Below are 19,347 nucleotides of genomic sequence, written 5' to 3' on the forward strand. Positions count from 1 at the left end.
TGGATTTGGAAGACGGCAGATTGGCAAGAGCGCGAGTCTTACGATATGTTCGGCATTGTCTACGAAGGACACCCAAATCTCAAGCGGCTTTTGATGCCGGAAGATTGGGTAGGTTGGCCTTTGCGGAAGGATTATATCTCGCCTGATTTCTACGAGTTGCAAGACGCTTATTAGAGATTGCTGAATAGAGACGCGATTCATCGCGTCTGTACAATTTAGTGCTGAGTTTCGGCAGTGATTAACCCCTTTCCGGTGGCGGAGAGGGGTTATGTTTTTGGTGTTTCATGTCAAGTTGGTTGACAAAACTTGCTGCAATTCATTGACTGTATTTACAGTTTTAATTGCCTGTTGAATTGCTTTTAATTTCTGCAAATCTGTAATTTGAGAGATTATCGGCATCAATTCTAAACCTTGATTGCCAAACTTAATTTCTAATGCCAATTCAATCCCTGAATATAACTCCTCCTTTCTTCCTCGCAGTTCTCCGCGTGCTTCTCCGCGTGCTTCTCCGCGTGCTTCTCCGCGTGCTTCTCCTTTGCTAAAAATTTCTTGATACCAAGGCGACTGCTCTAAAAGTGCCATATCCCACCTCAGAATTTGTTGAACTATTGCACTATCTAATACAAAGGTAGCAAAAAATCCTAATACTGTTTCTAGTTGATTCAATTGTTCATCTGCACGTAATATTCGCAATGCGTCCCGAATCGTAGACTCGTTATCACCTCCTTTGAGGATGGGTACAAATGGAAGTAGTGAGGGTAATGGTTGTGCAAAGGCAATATTTACATCAACTTCCCACAGGTTAATGACACGGTAATCTTGAATAGCACGTAAACCAGCAATATTTAATTCATAACTTGTTGGTATTTCAGCGTCACTTGCCTTGAGGATATTAATTAGTACTGGATACGTTGGCAAATTATATTTTTCTTCTGCAAGTGCTGTATAGGCACGCATCCTGCGCGGCATTTCTGGTTTATAGCGGAGTTGTAATTCGTTAAGAACGAGAAATTTTCCATACTGCGGACTTTCGACACGGATTAAAACATCACTTTCTCGACTTATCCACTGAAATTCTGAGTTGAGAATTTCGCCAGCAACAATATCAGGAATTTGTGTTACCCATTTTACCCAGTTATCAGGTGCAAGGCTAATTAAGCGTTTGGTGCTGACATCGGCGGGTTTGATCATGGGGTTGTAAACGCACTGAAAGTTATAAAATAATTATACTTAAGACTGGATTACAGATATTCAGATTTTTGATTGGACTACTTATAGAAAGCGATCGCCCTGAAGAAGTACGCTTAAAGGTGTTTTTACCACGGGAAAATCCTGTAGTGCCTTCTATGTAATGGATTTGGAAGACGGCAGATTGGCAAGAGCGCGAGTCTTACGATATGTTCGGCATTGTCTACGAAGGACACCCAAATCTCAAGCGGCTTTTGATGCCGGAAGATTGGGTAGGTTGGCCTTTGCGGAAGGATTATATCTCGCCTGATTTCTACTAGTTGCAAGACGCTTATTAGAGATTGCTGAGTTTCAGTAGTGATTAACCCCTTTCCAGTAGCGGAGAGGGGTTATGTTTTTAGTGTTTCATGTAAAGGCGCAAAGAATAATGTAAGAGTATGGTCTAAATAAATGAAACCTGCTGTAGATTATTCCATAATTTTTAATCTTTAATTGCTTAACAATGCCAAGCTTTATAAAAGGCTGGATAAGTCATAGTTTGGGCACATTGCCAGATTACTTGATAGCAATCTTTGAATTGCTCGAAATCATTTTCATAATTTTCATCTAATAAATAATTTTTGAAAGCGGTGACAACTGCCTTCATATTCTCAGATTCTGTTAAAACTTTACTCAAGCTATATGCTGCTAGTCTACGAGTATATTCATCTTTAGAAGTACCGATTAACTCCACTAATGCAGTGATAGCTAAGGGATGATCTTTGGCTATTTTTCCTAACCTTTCTACTGCTAGCCTACGGGTATATTCATCTTCAGAAGTACGGATTAACTCTACTAACTCAGTGATAAATGTAGGATGATCTTTGACTATTTCCTCTAAGCTTTCTGCCGCTTGCCTATGGGTATATTTATCATTTAAATCATGAATTAAATCCGCTAAAGCGGTAATAGCTGTAGGATTATCTTTATCTATTTTACCTAAGCTTCTTGCCACTATCCAACGCTTAAATTCATTACGCAAGTCGTCAATTAAATCCACTAGTTTTATGATATCTATAGCATTGTATTTGACTATTTTTTTTAAACTTTCTGAAATTTGCATACAGCTATATTCATCTTGAGAAGTACCAATTAACTCTTCTAATGCAGTAATAGCTGTAGGATGATATTTGGCTATTTTTTCTAAGTTTTCAGACGCTGGCATTTGGATACTTTTCAATATAAAAGTATCCATGAAGTCCACTAGTATAGTGATGGCTGTAGGATTCTCTTTGTTAATTTTACCTAAGCTTCTTGCCGCTAGCATACAGGTTTGTTCATTTTGAGAAGTATGGATTAACTCCTCTAATGCATTAATGGCTTTTTTGCGATCCGTCTCTATCAGTACAGCCTTAGCCTTTTCTGCTATTCGTTGGTTAAATCTCTGCCACTTCTGTTTTTCTATATTTAAATAACCAAAGCCCCATCTGACGATTTGCTTCACGATCGCATCTGCTAAATCACAATCTTTAAACTCGGCGATACCGGCTGCCGCGATAAAATAGGCTCGATATTCATAAAATCCTTTCCAGTCAGGAATTTGACTCTGACTGTTGCAGCCATCCTCAAATTCTACTAACGCTTTGATAAAATCTTTCTTTTGTTGCTCTTTTACATCTTCTCGCCCAAACCACAACAAAATTACCTCTTTCCACTGCGGTTCAAATATGCGATATATTCCTTGTTCTGGGTTTTCAGGAACGTGCTTTAGAAAATAGTGCCAATCGTCAACAGCTAAGGCGGCGAAATATTCTTCAAAGGTGGCATGGTAGAAGGCATAAACCTTTTCTTTGCTAGAAGATTCAGCCGCAATCCCTACATGATTTAGCCAGCCCAGTTGCCAAGCTTTGTAAAACAGTGAAGTCTCATCATCTACATCTCCCAGTTCCTCACTGATAAAACTTTCCAGTAAGCGAAATCGTGAACTACCTTCGTTGATATCCCGCAAGGCTAAACGTCCCAAAGCCTGGTTTAAGTCATGTTGTTCTTTTTTACTGGTGCGGAAACGGTTTTGTTTCCATCTGTAGAACTGCTGCACACATTGATCATACAATCCCGCTTTTGTCTCTGGTAAATTCCCCTCCTCAGTCTGCCAAATACCACACAACAACGCCAACCGCAGGGGAGTTTGCACCAAGTCTTGCAGGCGTACCCGTTCGGCTGAGTCTAATTCTGTCTTTAACCGTTCTCCTTTTTCACTTAGGTTTCCAAACCAGTTATCAATAAACTGATGCACCTGTTGGGGATAGTCAAAGTCCAGTAGACGATAGGTTTCAAAGGTTTCTAGGGCGTTGACATCCGCTTGCCAAACATTCAGCCGACAAGTTAACACTACTCGTGATAAACGTAGCCATCCATTCAACTGACGGGAAATTTCCTCTAATGGCTGGTGAGACGCTTCAGACATTTCATCTACGCCATCTAATAGTAGCCAGACTCGTCTCTGCTGAATTTGGTTTGTAAAGTCTTCCCGCACTTCCTGAATTAATTGTGTTGCAGGAATTGCTTGCTCAAGCCAACTATTACATATATATGTTTGAATATCTGTTAAAGTACCATTTCGCCCTAAGTCTGCCAGAGAAATCCAGACTGGTAAACCTAAGTTTTTCTCTAATACCCAAAAAGCTATAGTTTGCAGGAGTGTTGTTTTTCCTGCACCCGGTTCTCCAATCACAGCTATTTGCTGGCCTTTGGTTTTACCTTCGCCGCCTTCTAAAATTTGACTCAAGAAAGCTTTATGCTCAAATCGCTGCTGCCTTTCATACTGCGGTTCATAAAGACGTGTTCCCGCATCTGGGGAAAAGTTCCCCTTGTCGCGTTTATCTGTTTTTGTCCGTTGCACCAGCGCTAAAGGAACATAAATTTGTTCTTTGTCTTTTCTGGCACATTCATCCTGCATTAGGAAATTGCTGCTTATCCGCCGATGGGGTTCCAGCATCGTGCTACACACTTCGCGCCAGTTAATAAGAGTAGCTAAAATTTCAGGTGGCGGAGTCGTCGCTTTTGCATCAATTAAGTCTGTTAGTTCTAAATCTAAGGCTTTGGCGATCGCACTGGCATATTCCCAATCAATATCTTCTTTACCGCTAAAAAAGCGTTTAACCGTCTTCTCACTCACTCCGGCATTTGTTGCAATATCCAAATGGGTCAAAAACCTGTCATCATAATTACGTTTCGCAGCTTTTGCATTTAAAAGTTTTTCTTTTCCTTCTTCATTGACTCGAACACTATTGCGGTTTCGTGTTTCCCCCATAATTAATGTATTTTTGCTAATGAGGATATTTATAGTTTAAGGAGATTGGTTGATTTTATGAGGGTCAGAAAGAGTCAATTAATCACTGTCCCTGTCTGGTCCCTAAATGTCCAGCGTAGCACTTGTCACTCAACGTAACTTTGTCTCATAACCACTTGAAACGGAGTTATGACGATGACAAAGGTTAATAAAAACTTAGAGAACCCCACCCTGCAAGTGAAAAAGGGAGCAGAAGGACTTGATGTGAAGCCGCAAAAAGCTATCCCAGTGGTTGATGCTGGTTATGCACCATACCAAGTTGATGTTACACCTGTATTGCTGCAACAACCTTCTAGCCCATTTGCGATCGCACTCAGCATCTCTATCGTCATTGGTGCGATCGCTGCACTAATTAAAACCCTAAAATCTGGCTAGTCCTAGCATTCCGCCCGGAAGTTAGCTTCTGGGCTAATAGACCGATATGCAAATTATAAATGCTTACCAGGATAGAGTTACACGGATTCATCCGCAAAGTGCGATCGCACTCAGCATCTCCATCGTCGTTGGTGCCGCAGCTACGCCAGTCGTAGACATCGCTGGACTGATTAAAACCCTAAAATCTAGCTCATTTTTAATTGTTCTAATTTTTGTTTAATCAAAATTTCAACTTCTTCAATCTCAGCATTCGATTTTGGGATGTCAAAAGTCTCTGGAGACGCTTCAGATGTAAAGCGGTCAACAAAAGCACGAAACGCTGCTTTATTATTGGGGTGAGCAATGACGAAGGCTCTTAACTCGGTTTTGCTCATGCTGCTAAATTCTGGCTCAATCACAAGAACCTCCAAAGACCATTGCGATAGATTTCTACCTCTATATTATCTCCTGCCAAAATAAATACATTACCTGTTTGTTCATCGAGGCGGACAATGTAAATAGGAGTGAATGTATTGGTCAAAGATTGACATAGTATGACACACCTGATGCCTTGTTCAGCAGTTGGCAAGATTTGTATACCTCATAACCGCATAGCTTGGAATCAGAATAGCAGGTAAGGGGAAAATATCAAACCATCTCAAAAGTTTGATTAGCTTTATATTAATTTTAATGGTGCGTTGTCACAAAGGTCAACGCACCCTTATCCAAAAAAGCGGCGAGTCCAAACAATCACTTCACAGATATCACTGTTTGGTTTACTACTGGACGTGCTTTTTTACGGTCTGACCTGCGCGTTCCACCAGCCATCTCATACTCATCACTACTTTTGCCATAGCGAGATGCAACATTTAACAGCATTTGCTCAGAATAAGTATTCAACTCTCGTTCTGCTTCTATTAATGCATTGTGTGTCTTATCTACTATTGTTTGTGCTTGATTATAAGCGCCTAGCTTTTCTCGTAACTCAATTACTTTTGTGTTGTAAGTAGTAATTGAAAACCCATTACTAAAGTCTAACTCAGGGTTAATTGTCTGCATTCCTTCAATCCGTCGTTCAGCTTTGGTCAGTGACATGGAGTTTCGTTTCCGTTGCGTCATATAGTTTTCCTGTTTGGATTAATTTATAAATAACCCTGATGTTATACACGGAGTTATTTATATATCATCAAATTACGCAATAAGCAGATGCATCAGCCACAGTGAAGTTACAGAATTTTAAGAGCATTGGATGGCATTAGCCAACTAGATAGATGCGGGTATATTTGCTGAAATTTGTTGAGAAAAGCAGGTTTTGAAGTCGCAAAAGCAGGTTTTGAAGTCGCAAAAGCAGGTTTTGATGTCGCAAAAGCTGGTTTAGAAGTTGCAAAAGCAGGTTTTGAAGTCGCAAAAGCAGGTTTTGATGTCGCAAAAGCTGGTTTTGATGTCACAAAAGCTAGTTTTGAAGTCGCAAAAGCTGGTTTTGATGACGCAAAAGCTGGTTTACCAGTGGTTAACTAGGGTTAAATCCTGACTTTTCACGGTATCTGGAAAACCTCTCTCTAAATCTCTCTCCTAAAAGGAGAGAGACTTTGAATTTTACCCCTTAGAGCGTCGGGAAGGGGGTTAGATGCTTCGTGGCTTTTCCACATAACGTGAAAAGTCAGAAAAGCCTTTCTAGTCGTCTTGAGACGAATGAGTGCTATTAGCCTCAGAATTTATTCTGAGGCGGGCTAGATGAGAATGAAATAGCCCTGGATACCCATCTAGTAAACCAATAGTAACAACAGCTACCATCGCATCGGTTAGAGGGGGATGAGATGAAACACACTAAAAATTTATTTTTATAAATGAAAATTTTATTTTATTTATGTGTTAGGTAGCTTTCAGGATGTTATCTGTATAATCTATCATTCAGTCTAAATTATGGAATGTATAATCTATCATTGAGTCTTATTGATTATTGACCTCTGTTACTTATTTATAGGTTGAAATATGGAGATTAGAGCATCTCTTTTTAAGACATAACATACCACTCACTTAGTAGTTATTTATTGACAGAATTTGAGAAGTTATGTAGGCAAACTCTATCCTAGACATTACCTAAACTTGTGCTTCAAAAATCATGAGCCATTATATGAATAGTTAGCACGTTTACGGCACTATCCAATGTCTGAAGAATTATTAAACTCCTTTCAAGAAGCATACAGCAATCTCGAACTGTTTCCGTTGATGGAACGGAACGAAATGGAAAAATTTAGAGTCGAATATGGTGATGATTTGATTGCAGAGCTTAACCAATTAGTCGAAGACAGTCCCAATCGAGATGGCAAAATTGTCTTTACAGGACATCGGGGATGTGGTAAGTCTACTTTGTTAGCTGAATTTAGCAGACAAATTCAAAATAAATATTTTGTAGTTCTCTTTTCTATTGCTGAAAAAATTGAAATGTCGGCTGTTAATCATATTAATATACTGTTTGCGATCGCAGTTAATTTAATGACAGAGGCAGAAGCACGCCGAGTTGATATTCCTCAATCTACTAAAGAAGCTCTTTATAAGTGGTTTGCTACCCGCACTCGCACTGAAGAATCAACTTTGCAAGCAGAAGCTAGCATAGGTTTTGACCTCTTAAAATTGATTAGCTCTAAATTAAAAGTTGATGCGAGCGTTCGGGATGAAATTAAACAAGAATTTGAACGCAAGTTATCAGATTTAGTTGCCAGAATTAATGAAATCGCTGCTTTAATTCAAGTTGCAACGAAACAAAATGTTTTAGTAATTATTGATGATTTAGATAAACTTGACTTAGGAAGAGTTAACGAAATTTATAGAGATAATATTAAAGCTCTTTGTCAACCTAACTTTCAAATTATCTACACTATCCCGATCGCAGTTCTTCGGGAAACATTTATCAGCACAATAATTGCCACTGAAACCAACGACCAGGTTGTGGCAATGCCTGTATTAAAAATTTTTGAGAAAGGTAAAAATCGCTTTCCTAACGCCCAACCTCGCGCGGAAGCAACAAAGATTCTCGGTGAAGTTTTACAAAAGCGGATATCCAGTGAATTAATTGCGGCAGAAACTGCTGAAAAAATGGTGATTTACAGTGGTGGCGTATTGCGAGAGTTAATTCGGATTGCTAAGGAATGTTGCCGCATTTGTTTGCGGACTATCCGGCGAAATCCCTCAGCAGAAGTTATTATTGATGATAAAATTCTCCTGGAAGCAATCAATAAAATCCGCAATGATTTTTCTATACGTTTAGGAAAGGTTGATATAGATATTTTGGAGAGTGTTTATCAACAGTTTATGCCCAATGACCCCAAACAAGCAGAGTTTTTGGATTTGCTACATGGGCTGTATGTTCTAGAATATCGCACTGATGAAACTTGGTACGATGTTCATCCAATTATTATAGAAACCTTGAGAATAAAGGGAGCTATTAATGTTAAATGAAGAATTCTTGGATGATCAGGCAGAAAACCAAGATGCGTATGATGATTTAATTGTTTCTATTGAAGCTCCAAAGCGGGGATTAAATTTACTAATTGCGGTTTGCGATGATGCTAGCTTTCGTGATGAAATTATTGCCCAATATGAAGCCGAACTACAACCTAAGTTTCGTCCATATCGAGTGACTTTAGCACGTCAGGAACCGAGTCTTAAAGCTGCTCTTAACCAACTGGTACAACAAGAAGAATATCTTCGTCAGCAGAACCCGGCGGTAATTACCGTCATGGGTGCTGAACAACTTTATTTTCTCAGATTGGGAAATGAGCAATCGGAACAGGAGAAATTTTTTGGTTACTTACAGTGGACAAGGGAAGGATTACGCGAGTTTCCGTTTGCGATCGTGCTGTGGGTAACTAACCAAATTTTAGTCAACTTGATTAAAAAAGCTCCTGATTTTTGGAGTTGGCGTAATGGTGTATTTCGGTTTGAATCTAAAAAGACGAATACTATTCCTGGTAAAGAATTAGAACATATACGCTTTGTTTTTAGAGATACAGAATTAGCTAGCACAGATACTAATGAAAATAACCCCTTTTTCTTGCCCATCCAAGATTTACAAAGGCTAATCGAGAAAGTAGAACAGGAAAGGGGAACTAAAGATCCTACCTTGGCTACCTTATATTCAAGCTTAGGTAATATTTACCGCAGCAGATTAGATCGGGGTGAATCTCAGAATTATCAAGAAGAACAAGAACTAGCAATTAAGTATTTGCGTCAGGCGATTGAGCTACAAAATGAATCAGGTTCGCAGATAGATTTAGCTACTAGCCTGGACAATTTAGCAGGAATATATCGTGCAACAGGACACTACAGCGAAGCCGAACCATTATATCAACAAGCTTTAGAATTTAGGAAACGTCTGCTAGGAGAGAACCATCCTTCTTTTGCTACTAGCGTGAATAATTTGGCAGGACTCTACAAATCTACTGGACAATATAGTAAAGCGGAACTCTTATATCAACAAGCTTTGGAACTGAGGAAACGCCTGTGGGGAGAAAACCATGCCGATGTCGCCGCCAGTCTCAACAATTTGGCATTACTATATGATGAACAAGGACGTTATGAAGAAGCCGAACCTCTGTATCTGCAATCATTAGAACTCGAAAAACGTTTGGTTGGCGAAAATGATCTTTCTTTGGCTCTTATACTGAATAATTTAGCGCTACTTTATTATCATCAAGGACGTTACACTGAAGCTGAACCGTTGTCGCAACAAGCAATAGAACTAGATAAGCGATTTTTGGGAGAAGAGAATCCTGATGTTGCAACAGATTTGCACAATTTGGGATTGATATACCGCGCTCAAGGACGCTACGATCAAGCTGAATCTTTGTTTTTGGAATCATTGGAACTCAAGCAACATCTATTGCAAAAGGCGCATCCGCTTTTAGCAGATACTATCTATGCTCTTGGTTATATGTACAGGGAACAGAGGCGTTACAATGAAGCGGAACCCTTATGTATAAAAGCCTTAGAACTTGATAAGCACCTATTGGGAGAAAATCATCCCCATGTTGCCGAAAGTCTCAATAATCTGGCAGAAATTTATCGTGAAACTGGACGTTATGGTGAAGCAGAACCGCTTTATTTGCAAGCTTTAGATATTTGTGAACGAGTCTGGGGTGTAGATCATCTTCGTAGTGTCACTGTTCGTCAAAATCTAGAAAAACTCGCCGCAGCAATGCAGAATAATGGAGAGTGCGATCACATTACATAGAGCAAAAATATCATTTTGGGTTAAGCTAAACGCTAAAATACAATAAATTTCATTCTCCTTTTAAACGCCAATTTACCTCTTATGCTGTTGAGTGAATGTAAATATTTTCAACTTGATGATTAATACATGTGAATGATGCTCGGTTAAGGCAAGAGACGCGATAAATCGCCGTCTCTACAAAGGACTGATTATTGTAAAGACGGCGATTTATCGCGTCTTTGCGATTAGCGGCGTGTCATCAAAAAACTCCACGATAATTTTTGTCTATCCTTTGTAGATGAAATAACTAACAGGGCGATCGCCAAATCCATCAGTTACTAAACCATTCTTGAAATTTTTACTACCTGCTTGAGCAATTCGTGGCTTGTTTGGCTCACCTTTTTCAGGACGGACTACGGCTATATCTCCAATTCCTGTAACATTTTTCCAGCAGACTAAAGCAGGAATACCTTGACTGGCTGCTTTTGATGCTTCGTCGGCACTAACTTTATCCCAATTCCTCACGCGCGTGGCTAGCGCCTGCCGTAGGATGCCCGAACGCGCAACAGCGTCTCCTGTCTTGAGAAGGGCTGTAGGGAGAAGCAACTGGCGCAACACAGAGATCAAGAATCAACAGAAATTTTCACAAATGATTTAGGAGTGCTATATACTTTTGAAAAAATATATATATTTGAGTGGATATCAAGATTGTTGAATTTCCCAACCGTTCACCTGTAACCCTACTAATACAACACGGCATAAATAAATTACCCATTTCAAATTTATGAAATGCTTACACTGTATACCTGTTTGAATTTTGAATGCAATAATTTTGAATTCCGCCTTGTGGTACTAGGTATTTCCGAAATCGAAGAATCAGAGGAAGTAGCTATTTGAATGATCTGTAATCGAAAGTGTGCCTAACTAAAGATCCCCGACTTCTTAAAGAAGTCGGGGATCTGAATGACGCAAGTCTGGTTAATTGAGATGGTAGCTGGATTTACGCGATCGCTGTACTAACGAACCCCAACGAAACCAGCTTGCTCAATTGCCCTTTGCCCCTGATCAGTTAATAAAAGTTTGGTATATGCATCGCCAATCCGCTGTTCGCGACCTTTATTCTGCTTAATAATCACAAACAAGTTAGCAATAATCGGATAGCTGCCATTTTTGATCGCCTGAGTATTTAGCTGGTTGCGCTGACGTGGACATTCCTCAGGCGACACCATCGGTTCGCTATAGGGGGGAATTAGCTGACCAGAAGTGCGCCCCAATGGCAAAGCCTTCACACTACATTGAGGTACTACTGAACGGGCAGAAGCGTAATAGACACCACCAGGGGTTTTGCTGAGTTGGCGCACTGCGTCTGTAGTAGAATAGACATATTGCACATTAGAGCTAAGTGCTTGCTCTTTCAAGTCGCTGTTGCTAGGAAATATTACTGTATCTGCGTCCTTTGGCGGTTGAGATAAAGGTGTGATGGCTAGGTTTGGCCCACCTACTTGATTCCAGTTAGTAATTTTCCCCAAATAAATCTGCTGCAATTGGTCAACAGTTAAACCAGGCACATTAAGTGATGGGTTGACTACCACTGCTATTCCATCCATACCCACCTGACGTTGCTCAAGGGTGAAGCCTCGCTCTTTTGCGATCGCTTGTTCTTCATCTGTAAGGGGACGGGAGGACTGAGCAAAGTCCAGTTGTCCATCAAGCAACATCCGAATGCCTGAGCTAGAACCAGGGCTACCATTAAGAGGGTCTAGGTAACGTAATTGTAATTCCGGGCGATCGCTCTGGATCTGAGAATCTACCAATTGCCGAATAGATGCCCAAGCTGTACTCCCTCCGTAGTTAAATGAAGCCGTGGGGACATCAGCAACTGTCTGAAAAGTTGATCCACTACTAGAGCCGGTGTTGAGACTTTGATTAGAAGAGTTAACGCTGCTACGGGACAATAAATTTGGCTTCAGTAACCACCAAAGCAATCCACCAATAACTATAAGTGTCAGCACTTTACCAATAATCAAACCTCTAAGAAAGAGGGCGATTTCACTGTTAATTAAGGCTTTTTTTTGATTTGTATTGTCCATATCTTTAAATGTTGTTTATTAATTTATCCTAGAGGAATCTATAAATATTTAGGTTGAAAGCAAATCTGAAATAAGCCAGTTATATAATTGTTGCTAGATGATTAATTCTTTTTAATGTAATGAGATTTAATTTGCTCTTTGGTAATCTTTGCAATCGTGGAATTGCTTTTATAGACTCCTATGTTAGCTGCTAGCCTATTCAGATTAAGATTACTAGACTGTGGCTCAAGCAATTTTTCTATAAAATTTAATTGAGTCGGTTGGTTTGGAGGCGATGTACCTGTACTAATAAATGTATAGATTAAAACTATTACTATCAAACTAGTCATAGCACCAAACCCTATTCCCAGCAGCAAAAGAAAGTTTCTATAACTTAGCAAATAGCTATGATCAGTGTTTTGCTTTATGCCAGGAGATTCTGAGGACTGTGACAACACTAGATCACAATTAAGCGCTTGCAAAGCTTCTGTGGCAGACTGATAACGCTGGTTATAGCGATCGCAAACCATTTTATTTAAAACATTTGCAAGAGCGTCACTTACCTCTGCTTTATCGCGCCAGATAACTTCTCCAGTACTGGGATCTTCTTGTAGTTGCTCTGGCATTAAACCTGTCAAAGCTTGAATGCCAATCATACCTACTGCATAAATATCGCTGCAAAGTTGTGGCTTTCCCTTAGCCTGTTCGGTTGGCATGTAGCCAGGAGTTCCAACAGCAATTGTTAAGCCTCCTCCCAAAGCACTAATTTTCTTAATACTCCCAAAGTCAATTAGCGCAATCTTGTTATCGGAGTGCCGCCGCATTAAATTTTGGGGCTTAATATCCCGGTGAATAATATTATGTTGATGCACGAAGGCTAGTACTTCCAGGATCTCTTTTAATAAATTTAAGACTGCATTCTCGCTAAGACGCTGACCTGGTACAATTTCTTGAGTCAAGGCATGACCGTCAATAAATTCCTGGACTAAATAGAAATCCCCTTCTTCATCAAAATGGGCAAACAGTCTAGGAATTTGATCGTGGTCGTTGCCTAGCTGGTATAAAACTTCCGCTTCCCGATCAAATAGCCTTTTAGCGATCGCTACAACCGCAGGATTGGAATCTTTTGGATGGAAATGTTTAACGACACAATGGGGTTGTCCTGGTAAATCTAGGTCTACGGCTAAGTAGGTATCACCAGATCCTCCACTTCCTAAGTGTTTGACAATCTCAAAGCGATTCCGAAGTGTTTTTCTGGTGACAGAGGATTGATTTCTCTTACCTATAGCACCTGCTAACAAGTAAGTATTCGCAGATCCCCCGCTTTCCAGCAGTTTGACAGTCTCAAAGCGACTTCGGAGTGTTTTTCTGACTAGAGGGTTTTGGCTCATGTGGCGTATACTACTTATTAATTTGCTGACCATTCACAGCTTGGGTGAGGTTATGAATACCTGCCGCTAGATTTGTTGGTATTTGAGGCAGTCAGCTTATCAGGCGACCTATGCTTTGGAGCAGTTTTCTGGTTAGCCGCTTGATTGGTTCATTTAATACCTTTATAAGTATCTTAATATAAAATTTATTTCTGGGATAGGTAAAATAATTTTATCACTTAAGTAGATTTAACACTAGTCTAGAGTATTTATAACTGCGGGCAGAGGGCAACATTCAAAAGTCAAGAAGTTTATTTATCGAAACAGAATTCAGGAGTCAGGAATCATTAGAGGTCTTTTGATTCAGCTAATTAGGTGGACAGCATATAAGCTGTCGAACTCAGGTTAATTTAGGTTTTGCTGCTAGCCGATAGATGAAATAATCTGACACCAGGGTAGCGTTCGCTGCAACCGCAGCATTTTTTTAATTAAAAAAGCCCCCATTTCATTAGGGGGCTTATTAAGTTGTTCGCGTGGAGTGAACAACTAATAATTAATACTCACAGTAGATACAGTAATCCGAACAAAATAATCCAAATCACGTCAACAAAGTGCCAGTATATTTCGGCGGCTTCAATGCCAAAGTGCTTTTCGTTACTGTAGTGACCAGGAACGCGCGATCGCCACAACACGGCAACAATTGCTAAAACGCCAATGGTAACGTGCAATCCGTGGAAACCAGTCAAAACGTAAAATGCACTAGCAAATAAATTGGTAGTTAAACCAAATTCTAAATGGGTATATTCATATACTTGACCCACCAAGAAAATAGCACCCATTGCAGCAGTAATTGCTAACCAGATTCGCGCACCCCGCGCATCGTTCTTTTTGATAGCAGTGTCGGCATTGTGCATGACAAAACTACTAGAAATTAGATTGATGGTGTTGACTCCGGGTAACAATAGTTCTAACTCTGGTGTACCTGCTGGTGGCCATGCAGGTAAGGTAGCACGGAAAGCCAAGTAGGCTCCGAACAACCCCATAAAAATCATCCCTTCAGCAATCAGGAAGACAACTAGCCCAAACAGACGATGGTCTGGATGTTCTTCGTGATGACCGACGGACGCTTCCGCCGCGTGGTGATGATTTAGTTCGGTTTTAGCTGGGTCAATAGTTTGACTTTGCATGAATTTTTAATGCCTAGAGGGGAAGTTAGGAGTTAGGAGTTAGGAGTTAGGAGTTAGGAGTTAGAAATTTTGAACTAATAACTTTATTCAAGTCATAACCATTCATAACTCATAACTCTTCACTCATAACTCTATTTGCGGTCTTCAGGATTGGCAGCAACGGCTGGGTCGGGTTCTGCTCTTAATACTGAGTTTGGCCCACCAGATAAGACTGGATTGGGATCATACAAAGGTACACCTTCTTTAGCCCTTTCCAAACCGTAGTCGTAGGGGCCCGTAGCCAGTACTGGAGTTTGATCAAAATTCTCGATCGCAGGTGGTGAGGTCGTCATCCACTCTAAGGTCAATGCTCTCCAAGGATTATTACCAGCTTTCTCGCCGTATAACCAACTCCAAATGGCATTGATGATGAAGGGGAATGTCGAAATTGCGAGTATATAAGAACCATACGTGCAAATTTCGTTCAATGTTGTGAATTTGGGGTCATATTGGGCAATACGACGATTCATGCCCATTAAACCCAGTTTGTGCATGGGTAAGAAGGTCATGTTTAAACCCACAATGGTCAAGGCAAAGTGAACCTTACCCCAAAATTCGTTCAGCATCCGTCCCGTCATTTTCGGGAACCAATGGTAAATGCCTGCAAAAATCCCCAGTACACTACCGCCAAATAGGACGTAGTGCAAGTGAGCCACCACAAAATAGGTGTCGTGGACGTGAATATCAAAAGGCACTGCTGCCAACATCACGCCACTGATACCGCCGATTACAAAGGTGCCAACAAAGCCGATGGCGAACAGCATGGCGCTGTTAAGCTGGATTTTTCCACCCCACATGGTGGCTAACCAACTAAATATTTTAATTCCCGTGGGTACGGCAATGATCATGGTGGTGATCATGAAGAACATTCGCAACCAACCGGGGATACCACTGGTAAACATGTGGTGCGCCCAAACGATTAGCCCCAAAAAGCTGATGGCAAGAGAGGAATAAGCGATCGCTTTATAGCCAAAAACCGGCTTGCGGGAATGCACCGGGATAATTTCTGAAATTGCGCCAAAGAAGGGCAAAATCATGATGTAAACCGCCGGATGGGAGTAAAACCAGAACATGTGCTGGTATACTACTGGGTCGCCACCGCCAGTTGGGTTAAAAAATGTTGTCCCGGCAATTAAGTCAAAAGCCAGCAGAATCAGACCTGCTGCGAGGACTGGGGTTGATACCAAAACTAGCGCCGAAGTGGCGAACATTGCCCAGCAGAACAAGGGCATTTTGTGGATGTCCATGCTGGGGATACGCATCTTGATCAATGTTACCAGGAAATTTATCGCCCCCAAAATAGATGATGTACCGAGTAGCAAGACACTCATAATCCAAATGCCTTGCCCCACTTGCCCTGTTACCAAACTCAGGGGAGGGTAGGAAGTCCAACCTGCATCCGGTGCATCACCTACCGCTAAACTGGCGATCAGCAATATACCCGCAGGGGGGATCATCCAAAAGGCAACAGCATTCAGCCGAGGAAATGCCATATCTTTTGCCCCAATCATCAGGGGAATTAGATAGTTAGCAAACCCTGCCCCAGTTGGCACAATCCACAAGAAAATCATGATCGTGGCGTGCAGCGTAAAAAGACTGTTGTAGACTTCTGGGGTAACAAAATCTACCTCTGGAGTTCGCAGTTCTGTGCGAACCAAGTCAGCCATTACACCGCCAATGCAGTAGAAAATAAACGAAGTGACTAGGTATTGAATCCCAATCACCTTATGGTCGGTTTGAAAGCCAAAGAAGTCTTGCCATTTTCTGACCCCTGGTTCCTCACTAAGGGCAGGGATATTGGCAGTTTCTTGCAACTGAGCTTGTGTCATAGTCGTTAGTCATTAGTCATTAGTCATTAGTCGTTAGTCATTGGATTTTGACTAAATAACATATTGACTAATGGTGAACTTGATGGAGGATTTCTGGCTTAATTCCCATGTCCTTGGTATAAGGAGCGAGAAATTCATTTGGGGATAGATTCGCAGGGTTAACAGCAACGGCTTGATTTAGCGTTTCTTTGCTGGCAACTAGCTGCTCTTGCACCCATTTATCAAAGGCTTCTTGTGGCTCAATGACTACTGGTGCTCTCATTGCACCGTGGTAGGGGCCACAAAGTTCAGCACAGATCAGGACATAATCTCCTGCTTTTTTGGGGGTGAAGCGAATCTCGCTTTGCCTACCGGGGATCGCATCTTGTTTCAGGCGGAACTCTGGCACCCAGAAGGCGTGGATGACATCGTTGGCTGTCATATTGATTTCTACTTCACGCCCGATGGGGACGTGCATTTCACCTGTAGTTATACCAGTTTCAGGATAGGTGAAAATCCAGGCATATTGTAGACCAGTGACGTTGATCCGCAATCCTGCTGGTTTACCTGCTTTATCAGGAGTTCCCCCAATTGTCGGAGCAACAATACCTACACCTGGAGCATTCCGCAGTTGGGGAATTTGATCAGCATTGCGAACTTCTGCGGTAGCTGGGTCTTGCATTGCCTGATCAGATTTTTCTTGATTGAGGTTGGGTTCGGTGCTAGGAGGAGTATCGCTTAAAGTTGCGGCGAGTGCGCTTCCAGGCATTGCCATTGACTCCTGATTCATCGGCGCTTGATGGATAGCATGGGGATCAAAGCCACCGATTTCGTTGTAGACATCAAAACTGTAAACAGAAATACCGATAACGATAATTGCTGGGATCGCCGTCCAGAGAATTTCTAGAGGTACATTGCCCTCAACTGGTGGGCCGTCTTCATTGTCACCTGCACGCCGACGGTATTTAAATGCAGAGTAAATTAAAATACCTTCAACTAGCAGGAATATACCTGTAGAAATGATCATCATCGCGTTGAATAGACCATCCACTAATACGGCTTCATCCGTTGCTGCTGACGGCAACAGACCGTGATTTTGACCGTACCAAAAGCTGACTAGCGTTAGCACGATGCCAATGAGTAATGTCCAGATTGAACTTGGAATCTTCACGGCTTACTTAATTGAATTTACTACGTTATCTTAAAGCTGCTCACTTACTAAGGTAGTCTAGGCTGGAAGGCATAGAGTCCAATGGCCTGAAATTTTTATTAATTTTTTTGACTATTTTACTAACTTTGAGTAAAAGGTGAGTATCAAGAGCCAGGAGGCAGGAGTAACCCAGATTTCAAAGCATAGGATTGAAGCACTGGCTTTTATACCCAAAATTAAAGTTTTCATTCATAATTCTTTCCTCCTGCTCCTGCCTTCTGATATCATATGCTGCCAAAAATAGATACAAATCAGGGGAGAAATTTAAGGAAAAATTTAGAATGCTTAAATTAATTGTCATTAATTAATTTCTTACATCTTGAAAAATACCTAAAGCTTCAGGCAAAACATTGCTGGAGTGATTCAAAGTATAAGTGAGTGCTAATCTATAAACCGCTAGCCTATACGCTAGGGTGGAGATGGGACGCTAAAAGAAAATTGAAAATTTTAAAAGATCCACCAAGAGCGGGCAGAAGGTATCGTTGATGAGCGAATTTGTCCTACAACAACAAAATGAAGCGGCGCTTCAGCAGCAAAAGCCCAAGGAAATGATTCGTCGCTTGGTGTGGAAAATATGCATAGCCACCTTAATTTTGATGGCAATAGGCAGCGCCACCCGCGTGATGAATGCTGGACTTGCTTGCCCAGACTGGCCTTTGTGCTATGGCGAACTGGTGCCAGCCAAGCAAATGAATCTCCAGGTGTTCCTGGAGTGGTTTCACAGATTGGATGCAGCTTTAATTGGTTTAAGCGCGATCGCACTCTTCGGTTTGTCCTGGTGGCATCGTCGTTTCTTACCCTCTTGGCTGCCTTGGGCATCGACATTCGCCCTGTTTTTAATTGTCTTCCAAGGCATCTTGGGGGGACTGAGCGTCACCGAACTGTTGCGGTTTGATATCGTTACCGCCCATTTAGGAACGGCGCTGTTATTTTTTAGCACCCTCCTGATTATTGGCACGGCGCTCACACCCTATCAGGGGACTGGAACCGTTGGTAAGTTAGCTTGGGTAGGTTTAACTGCTGCTGTTCTGGTTTACCTGCAAAGTCTGCTAGGTGCTTTGGTAGGCTCTCGCTGGGCGCTACACCAATGCCTCGGCGGTTCTCAACTTTGTACTGTGATGTACAGTCATATTGCTGGTTTAGTGCCGCCAACAATAGCAACCTTGGCAATGGTATTTATGTGTTGGCGGACACCAGCACTACATCCAGCTTTGCGGCGACTGGCAAATATCGCTGGTGGGTTGTTGAGCTTACAAATCTTGTTGGGATTCGCCACTTTCAAATTACATCTCCAAGTCGAGCCTCTCACCGTCTCTCACCAAGCTATAGGAGCTACTTTGTTGGGTACTTTGGTGGCTTTCACAGTTCTTGCACTGCGTGACTCAGTTAGTGCTCAGTCACGTTAGCTTTCTTCGGGGCGTTTAGCCCGTGCTGAGTGCTGAGTAGGGAATGGGGGAAATGAGGGAGATCAGGAAGCAGGCACAGGGGAAGAATTCCTAACTCCTAATTTCTAACTCAGCACGAGCTAAACCCTAGCTATCCGCTAACAGCACTGATAAAAGGCGCAACGGCGAGTATT

17 protein-coding genes and 2 pseudogenes are annotated in these 19,347 nt (G+C 41.5%); 8 read left to right on the forward strand and 11 right to left on the reverse strand.

The features are described 5' to 3' along the window. A pseudogene (gene ndhJ / locus HWQ23_RS11670) lies at window positions 1–174 on the forward strand (photosynthetic/respiratory NAD(P)H-quinone oxidoreductase subunit J); the annotation flags it as partial. 108 nt (window positions 175–282) lie between these two features. Here the strand turns inward: ndhJ (HWQ23_RS11670) and HWQ23_RS11675 are convergent. Continuing rightward, window positions 283–1,191: an RpnC/YadD family protein gene (locus HWQ23_RS11675; RefSeq protein ID WP_292828083.1), complete on the reverse strand. Its 909-nt coding sequence runs from the start codon at window positions 1,189–1,191 to the stop codon at window positions 283–285. Between the two features lie 86 nt (window positions 1,192–1,277). On the opposite strand from HWQ23_RS11675, the pseudogene ndhJ (HWQ23_RS11680) reads away from it, so the two are divergent. Further along, window positions 1,278–1,508 (forward strand): annotated as a pseudogene (gene ndhJ, locus HWQ23_RS11680) (photosynthetic/respiratory NAD(P)H-quinone oxidoreductase subunit J); the annotation flags it as partial. A gap of 176 nt (window positions 1,509–1,684) precedes the next feature. On the opposite strand, the gene HWQ23_RS11685 reads toward ndhJ (HWQ23_RS11680), so the two are convergent. Further along, entirely contained in the window at window positions 1,685–4,480 is a 2,796-nt protein-coding gene (locus HWQ23_RS11685) for a HEAT repeat domain-containing protein (protein ID WP_292828086.1), read from the reverse strand. Between the two features lie 174 nt (window positions 4,481–4,654). Between HWQ23_RS11685 and HWQ23_RS11690 the strand changes: the two genes are divergently transcribed. Further along, the gene (locus tag HWQ23_RS11690; protein ID WP_292828089.1) at window positions 4,655–4,894 is read left to right on the forward strand and encodes a hypothetical protein; all 240 of its coding nucleotides are present in this window, start codon (window positions 4,655–4,657) and stop codon (window positions 4,892–4,894) included. 46 nt (window positions 4,895–4,940) lie between these two features. Beyond that, on the forward strand, window positions 4,941–5,114 hold the full coding sequence (locus HWQ23_RS11695) for a hypothetical protein (RefSeq protein WP_292828092.1): 174 nt from the start codon (window positions 4,941–4,943) through the stop codon (window positions 5,112–5,114). Here the strand turns inward: HWQ23_RS11695 and HWQ23_RS11700 are convergent. The 3 genes from HWQ23_RS11700 to HWQ23_RS11710 all read right to left on the reverse strand — a co-directional run bounded on the left by HWQ23_RS11700 (window position 5,080) and on the right by HWQ23_RS11710 (window position 5,992). Next, window positions 5,080–5,292: a DUF6887 family protein gene (locus tag HWQ23_RS11700; protein ID WP_292828095.1), complete on the reverse strand. Its 213-nt coding sequence runs from the start codon at window positions 5,290–5,292 to the stop codon at window positions 5,080–5,082. The two genes, HWQ23_RS11695 and HWQ23_RS11700, sit on opposite strands and share 35 nt — an antisense overlap. Further along, window positions 5,289–5,462, reverse strand: coding sequence for a DUF6888 family protein (locus tag HWQ23_RS11705; RefSeq protein ID WP_334886220.1), 174 nt, complete (start codon window positions 5,460–5,462; stop codon window positions 5,289–5,291). The genes HWQ23_RS11700 and HWQ23_RS11705 overlap by 4 nt, the downstream gene beginning before the upstream one ends. 161 nt (window positions 5,463–5,623) lie before the next feature. Continuing rightward, window positions 5,624–5,992, reverse strand: a complete 369-nt coding sequence (locus HWQ23_RS11710) for a hypothetical protein (protein WP_292828098.1) — start codon at window positions 5,990–5,992, stop codon at window positions 5,624–5,626. A 177-nt stretch (window positions 5,993–6,169) separates the two neighbouring features. On the opposite strand from HWQ23_RS11710, the gene HWQ23_RS11715 reads away from it, so the two are divergent. The 3 genes from HWQ23_RS11715 to HWQ23_RS11725 all read left to right on the forward strand — a co-directional run bounded on the left by HWQ23_RS11715 (window position 6,170) and on the right by HWQ23_RS11725 (window position 10,106). Continuing rightward, a complete protein-coding gene (locus HWQ23_RS11715) occupies window positions 6,170–6,391 on the forward strand; it encodes a hypothetical protein (RefSeq protein WP_292828101.1) in 222 nt (73 codons plus the stop codon). Between the two features lie 648 nt (window positions 6,392–7,039). Beyond that, a complete protein-coding gene (locus HWQ23_RS11720; protein ID WP_292828104.1) occupies window positions 7,040–8,332 on the forward strand; it encodes an AAA family ATPase in 1,293 nt (430 codons plus the stop codon). Further along, entirely contained in the window at window positions 8,322–10,106 is a 1,785-nt protein-coding gene (locus tag HWQ23_RS11725) for a tetratricopeptide repeat protein (protein ID WP_292828107.1), read from the forward strand. Before HWQ23_RS11720 ends, HWQ23_RS11725 begins: the two co-directional genes overlap by 11 nt. A 264-nt stretch (window positions 10,107–10,370) precedes the next feature. On the opposite strand, the gene HWQ23_RS11730 is transcribed toward HWQ23_RS11725, so the two are convergent. The 6 genes from HWQ23_RS11730 to HWQ23_RS11755 all read right to left on the reverse strand — a co-directional run bounded on the left by HWQ23_RS11730 (window position 10,371) and on the right by HWQ23_RS11755 (window position 17,729). Next, window positions 10,371–10,703, reverse strand: a complete 333-nt coding sequence (locus tag HWQ23_RS11730) for a hypothetical protein (RefSeq protein WP_292828110.1) — start codon at window positions 10,701–10,703, stop codon at window positions 10,371–10,373. Between the two features lie 398 nt (window positions 10,704–11,101). Continuing rightward, window positions 11,102–12,175: a PstS family phosphate ABC transporter substrate-binding protein gene (locus tag HWQ23_RS11735; RefSeq protein ID WP_292828113.1), complete on the reverse strand. Its 1,074-nt coding sequence runs from the start codon at window positions 12,173–12,175 to the stop codon at window positions 11,102–11,104. A 101-nt stretch (window positions 12,176–12,276) separates the two neighbouring features. Beyond that, window positions 12,277–13,545, reverse strand: a complete 1,269-nt coding sequence (locus HWQ23_RS11740; RefSeq protein WP_292828116.1) for a serine/threonine-protein kinase — start codon at window positions 13,543–13,545, stop codon at window positions 12,277–12,279. A 539-nt stretch (window positions 13,546–14,084) separates the two neighbouring features. Further along, the gene (locus HWQ23_RS11745; protein ID WP_292828120.1) at window positions 14,085–14,711 is read right to left on the reverse strand and encodes a cytochrome c oxidase subunit 3; all 627 of its coding nucleotides are present in this window, start codon (window positions 14,709–14,711) and stop codon (window positions 14,085–14,087) included. A gap of 131 nt (window positions 14,712–14,842) precedes the next feature. Beyond that, window positions 14,843–16,579, reverse strand: a complete 1,737-nt coding sequence (gene ctaD, locus HWQ23_RS11750; RefSeq protein ID WP_292828123.1) for a cytochrome c oxidase subunit I — start codon at window positions 16,577–16,579, stop codon at window positions 14,843–14,845. Between the two features lie 67 nt (window positions 16,580–16,646). Continuing rightward, window positions 16,647–17,729 (reverse strand): cytochrome c oxidase subunit II, encoded by a 1,083-nt coding sequence (locus HWQ23_RS11755; protein WP_292828126.1) that lies wholly within the window; start codon window positions 17,727–17,729, stop codon window positions 16,647–16,649. Between the two features lie 524 nt (window positions 17,730–18,253). On the opposite strand from HWQ23_RS11755, the gene HWQ23_RS11760 reads away from it, so the two are divergent. Next, on the forward strand, window positions 18,254–19,174 hold the full coding sequence (locus tag HWQ23_RS11760) for a COX15/CtaA family protein (protein WP_292828129.1): 921 nt from the start codon (window positions 18,254–18,256) through the stop codon (window positions 19,172–19,174). The last annotated feature ends 173 nt before the right edge of the window (window positions 19,175–19,347 follow it).

Origin of the sequence: Nostoc sp. JL33, assembly GCF_017114985.1 — a bacterium.
GTDB lineage: Bacteria > Cyanobacteriota > Cyanobacteriia > Cyanobacteriales > Nostocaceae > Nostoc.

Excerpts from the sequence above, each read along its gene's own strand:
- HWQ23_RS11725 (WP_292828107.1), top strand. The coding sequence starts at position 8,322 with ATGTTAAATGAAGAATTCTTGGATGATCAGGCAGAAAACCAAGATGCG.
- HWQ23_RS11690 (WP_292828089.1), top strand. The coding sequence starts at position 4,655 with ATGACAAAGGTTAATAAAAACTTAGAGAACCCCACCCTGCAAGTGAAA.
- HWQ23_RS11695 (WP_292828092.1), top strand. The coding sequence starts at position 4,941 with ATGCAAATTATAAATGCTTACCAGGATAGAGTTACACGGATTCATCCG.
- HWQ23_RS11685 (WP_292828086.1), bottom strand. The coding sequence starts at position 4,480 with ATGGGGGAAACACGAAACCGCAATAGTGTTCGAGTCAATGAAGAAGGA.
- HWQ23_RS11760 (WP_292828129.1), top strand. The coding sequence starts at position 18,254 with ATGAGCGAATTTGTCCTACAACAACAAAATGAAGCGGCGCTTCAGCAG.
- ctaD (WP_292828123.1), bottom strand. The coding sequence starts at position 16,579 with ATGACACAAGCTCAGTTGCAAGAAACTGCCAATATCCCTGCCCTTAGT.
- HWQ23_RS11675 (WP_292828083.1), bottom strand. The coding sequence starts at position 1,191 with ATGATCAAACCCGCCGATGTCAGCACCAAACGCTTAATTAGCCTTGCA.
- HWQ23_RS11740 (WP_292828116.1), bottom strand. The coding sequence starts at position 13,545 with ATGAGCCAAAACCCTCTAGTCAGAAAAACACTCCGAAGTCGCTTTGAG.
- HWQ23_RS11710 (WP_292828098.1), bottom strand. The coding sequence starts at position 5,992 with ATGACGCAACGGAAACGAAACTCCATGTCACTGACCAAAGCTGAACGA.
- HWQ23_RS11745 (WP_292828120.1), bottom strand. The coding sequence starts at position 14,711 with ATGCAAAGTCAAACTATTGACCCAGCTAAAACCGAACTAAATCATCAC.
- HWQ23_RS11735 (WP_292828113.1), bottom strand. The coding sequence starts at position 12,175 with ATGGACAATACAAATCAAAAAAAAGCCTTAATTAACAGTGAAATCGCC.
- HWQ23_RS11720 (WP_292828104.1), top strand. The coding sequence starts at position 7,040 with ATGTCTGAAGAATTATTAAACTCCTTTCAAGAAGCATACAGCAATCTC.